The sequence below is a fragment of the Bartonella sp. CR84HXZ genome, from assembly GCF_042194535.1.
Taxonomy (GTDB): domain Bacteria; phylum Pseudomonadota; class Alphaproteobacteria; order Rhizobiales; family Rhizobiaceae; genus Bartonella; species Bartonella grahamii.
On the sequence record NZ_JBHIMY010000037.1, the window covers coordinates 1 to 5,040 of the forward strand.

A 5,040-nucleotide genomic window follows, 5' to 3' on the forward strand; every position below is an offset into this window, starting at 1 on the left:
TTGTGGAGAAGGCTGTTCTTTATGAACTGGACGCAAAATCATTTGATCGGCTAAAGATTGTGAAGATTCTGAAACAACAGCCTGTTGCTTTCCATCAGAAAAATGAAGAGAACTTGCTGGGGGAGACTTCACATGAGTGCGATTTTCTTTAGATGGAGATACCGAAACACTAGAGATATTCTGTCTTTCTCTTAAATGACGTGGAGGACGTGGCTTGGGTTGCTCTTTTTTAGTAGGTTTACGAGGACCGGTATTTTTTCCTCCAGAAGAAGCGCCTTGATGAGACAATGCAAGAGGAACCTTCGTTTTCTTGTTTACACACTGTGCTTCAGTACTCGAATGTTCTGCATTTTCAGAGACTCTGCTTAAAGACCAAATTGTAGCACTACCACTAGAACTAGCACACCTTTCTCTCTTCAGCAATTGATACTGATAGGTTCCACCATCGACAACTGTAATGTTCTTGCCCAAAAAATCTGCCAGAGTAAAATTAGCCCCTCCATCTTGGCTTCTATCGGTAATTAATGGAAGTTCAGTAACTAAACTATTCCTTTTTGAGAGAGAGCCTGTGATTTCAGCACCAGAATCTGCAACGCTTATTTTGTGATTACCTGTGCCCTCATCAACCGACAAGTAATCACTCGAATCCCCCGTAGCACTAATATTGAATCGAAAATGTAAATTCCCTGAAAGTTTCTCAACATGAAGTGAAATATGTCGTGGATCATACGGAATAGAAGTAAAAATAACAGTTCCATTATGCCCTCCTAAATCTTCAATTTCAATCTGAGGTTTTTCTCCTATATTTCGTTCACCAACCTCAAATATTATTTCATCAACTCTTGCCTCTATAGGAATCTTTTTCTTAGTGATATGGTTTGTCCTATCACCAGCGAATAAATAAAGTTCTCCGCCACCATTAATCCTTACTTCTCCAACGACTTCTTGTACACCAACATGGAACCACGATTTAGCAAAACTGTTAACTGTCAGACCATCCACCAACCCTTCAGGATATACAACTTGAATAGCATGATCTTTCAAATTAGTAGCATAAGATTCTCCTAACGCTAAGACGTGCTGTCTCCCATTCCCAGAGATCTCAGCATACATTGATTTTCCCCCCTCTTTTCTTTCTCCCGAATAAAGATTTTGTTCTCCGTTATCTCCTACTTTCGTATACCAAACCCACGCTCCATCATACACATTCTGCTGTCCCACTACTCCACCATCCCCTGAAACTGTAGAATTATATGCACTACTTTTTCTCTCCACGCTTGTAAGATCAAGATCTTTTTCTTCATGAATAAACTGCTTACCACCAAGGATTTCGGTACCTATCGCAGTTCCTCCGCGTGTAACTATTTGCATTCCCCCTTTTTTAATAGTGGAACCTATAGAAGTTGCTCCATTTTCAACAATTTCAACACCGCCATCTCCAATTTTACTCTTACTACTGGGAAAATTATTTGTAATCAGTGCTGAACCTTTTGGTATCTCTGCTCGATTTCCTACATGTTCTACTATTGTTAGCTCTCCATTCCTGTTTTCAACTGCATTTGCAACTTGTACAAGACAACTACTGATCATCAATACTGAAAAACTTAACTTATGTTTATACTGCATTATCGACACTCCACTCTCAATTATTTAGAAAAATATCCCACGGCTACGTAGGTAACCCGTCTTAGATTGTATCGTAATGTGTTTTATTTATGTTTAAAAACACTTTTAAAGTGTATTTTTTAATATAAACAACTTTAAGTTGCGCATCTATAAGCAGCTAGAAAGTTCTAACTTAAAGCAGAAAGTCTGAATAAAATTCAAACTGTTCACTTGAGTTCAAGGAACAATTTTCAATATTTGAAGTTATAGATGAAAAAAACGCTCGTGCCTTCAAAGGAGAGTATAAAGATATCCTTACTGTTTGAGAAGATCTCTACACTCTCGAGAAGATAAAATCGAGCGTTATCTGTTTAAGCTTGCAAAATAATTACATTCATAAAGTTAATCAGCCGCGTACACACATATTTAGAAACTATAGCGTAATCCTAAAATAGCTTGAAGAGCATTCTTAATCTTATGTCCTTTTAGATAATGTGCTTCCGCATAAAGTGTCAGTTTATCATTGACCGAACCGTTTACACCAATTCCCAATTTACCTGCATTACCCGATAAGTCTGTAATAAATTTATGCTGGTTATTAATTGTCGTATAATTATTATTTACATTCTCACGCAACCAAGCTGCCATAATGTAAGCTGTTAATGAAGTTTCTGAATTCACAAAGAATTCATGTCCTGCAGTTAATCCAACTTCACTGCGGAATGAAACCAATGGGCTTAGATCACCTATCATTCCATTTGAAAGTTTTATTTTTTTACCTTCAACCTGCAAACCTGTTAGCTTGATATAAGGCTGCATCCAAGTATTCTGTGCCGGTGTAAAATAACAACCAATTTCAAATGACCCACCTATCGCCCACTGATTGTAATGACTTTGAATAGCTAAACCATGCGTGGAGATAGCTTTCAAATTATCTCGGTAATAATTATATTTCAAAACACCATCCATATACCATCCGCGATGATCAAAATAAGTTGCATAAGTTCCAATGCTATAAGAACTCAGATCACTATTACCACCTCGTGCATGAGAAATACGTGCTTGATCATAACTACCGAAACCACCAACATACAACTCTCCATGCCTTAATTCACTCAACTGATCAGCACCAAAGACTAAACCTGTCTGCCCAAGCTTAAAGTGTGTATGTCCTGTCGCAATACGTTCTCTGCTCTTAATCGCATAAGTCCATAGTTCGATATCTTTCCTATTTCTGTTCCAAATTTTTCTACCATTCCTTACAATTTGCAACTCATTGTTAAAAACAAGTCCAGGAACTACGGACAACGTTAACACTGCATCTGTAGAGGGTGTTGTTGATGTCTCACCAGGAACAAAAGGATTTGCCGGATCTGGAATAGAGGTTTCTGGTCCACTGAGGCGGTCTGCAGATAAAAACCACACTTTTCCATTTTCATCCTTTCTTTCTTTCAAGTCATACATATAAGTTCCACCATCAATGGCGTTAATTTTGTCACCCTTAAGATCTGTCAGCGTAAAATGTGCGCCACCACTTTGATCCATAATTAAATCACGCTTATTTGAAAAAGGATCCGTGATTTCAACTCCAGAATCAGCAACACTTATCGTATGATTCCCAGCACCTTTCTCAACAAAGAGATAATCACCACGGTTATAGGCAATCGTAGTATTGAACGCGAAATGTAAATTTCCTGAAAGATTATTCACATGAAGCTGAGAATAATATGGATCAGAACCTGTAAACGAAAAAATAACACTCCCTTCACCACTTAATTTTTGTATCAAAGAACTTTTTCCATCAAACTCATCAGTAATAGAGTACAGTTTTGTATTTTTTCCATTTAAAATAATATCTTCTACTATGGTACGATGTTGATCATTCCCAGCATAAAGATGAATCTGCCCAGAATGATTTACCTGTGTCTTGCCTTCTAATGTTGCCCCGGCATGCACCCATGATTTTGTTTCATCATTCATTGTTAGATTTTTTACAGATCCATCAGCATATATTTCCTGAATAGCGCTCTCATTTAAAGTAACTCCAATAGCCTTACCGCCTTTTAAGATACGCTGTTTACCACCGCTAAAAATTTCTGTGTCAAATGCAAAACCACCATTTTTAGCACTTTGAGATTTTTTTCCAACCTCTTGTACGCCCCCTCGCATAACTTTCGTATCCCAAACTTTTCCGCCATCATATACTTTTTGTTGTCCTAGTGTTTCATCTTGACCATAAATGACAATATGAGAAGCACTACTCCCTTTAACCTCTCCTCCAACATCCCCCTCCCCGAAAACAAGTTGCTCCCCACCATAAATTTTAGTCCCCTCTACTTTTCCTCCATTTCCAACACTTTGTTGTCCACCTTCTTTAACGACAGCATTTTTCGAAAAGCCTTGTTTTCCATTTAAAGCCTCAACATTTTCAGTTCCACCATGTTCAATTTTACTATTCTCACTGAGACCTCCTGCATACACATAAAGCTCTGCACCATTCCTTACAGTGTTATTAATGGACCGCCCTGGGCTATCACTCTCGCCATCATTTGAAATGTATGCTTTACCTTCATTATCAAGGACATAATTTTCTAACAGTGCCCCATCTTTAATGAAGATAAGTTCAGGTTTTTTAAGAAACGCAATATTTTGTTCTTGTACATTATATCCGACATTGTCACGACGACTGCTGTCAAGCTCCTGTTGACTCGCAAACACTCTAGCGCCCTTATCCTCAGTAAAATCGCTAGGCTTTTTTAACAAGTCTAATTCATTGCGCGTCCTTATAACAACATCATTAGATGCTCCAAGTATGCATCTTCCTGTTTTCATATCCTCATTGTATTGACCCTGAAATTTTTTGCCATTTTCATAACTTGAAGATTGACAAAAAAGTGGTACTCCCCCCTCATTTGCAGCAGCAGCTTGCACAAAACAGCTGCTCAACATGAGTATCCAACAATGTCGTTTCCATTTATATTGTAGAGCCATATCCTCCCCCCCTTCACGCCTGCATAGACACTAAACGTAATTAGCTCTACAAAACATATTTTCAACCTTAGATTACAAACAATCCTTCTTAAAAATCCTTCTTATCTCATAAAAAACTGTTTTTTACAGTCTTTTAAATGCTTTTTTTGATCAAGAATATAAGAACGTTTTTATAGTGCTTCTTTAGCATTTCCTCAGAGTTTTCTTATCAAAGAAAAAAGTAATGCATAATAAAGTATATAAGGGTATACAGCTATCATGAAAAGCGAAGCGGCATGCTCTGAAAAATTGTTCTCTGAACCTTCATTAAAGACCTTTAAAGACAACCATACATTTAAAGACAACTAAAAAATAACCATATAATTAAAAACTATAGCGTACACCTAAAATACCCTGAAGGGACTGTTTTGTTTTACGTCCTTTAACATAATGTGCCTCACCATA

At 37.4% G+C, this 5,040-nt stretch carries 2 protein-coding genes; both read right to left on the bottom strand.

Going from position 1 to position 5,040, the window contains the following annotated elements:
• Positions 1-1,626, bottom strand: a 1,626-nt coding sequence (locus tag ACFIKD_RS08685) for a pertactin-like passenger domain-containing protein (RefSeq protein ID WP_375647776.1), incomplete at its 3' end; no start/stop codon positions are given.
• Between the two features lie 405 nt (positions 1,627-2,031).
• On the bottom strand, positions 2,032-4,596 hold the full coding sequence (bafA, locus tag ACFIKD_RS08690; protein WP_375647777.1) for a BafA family autotransporter: 2,565 nt from the start codon (positions 4,594-4,596) through the stop codon (positions 2,032-2,034).
• Between the last annotated feature and the right edge of the window lie 444 nt (positions 4,597-5,040).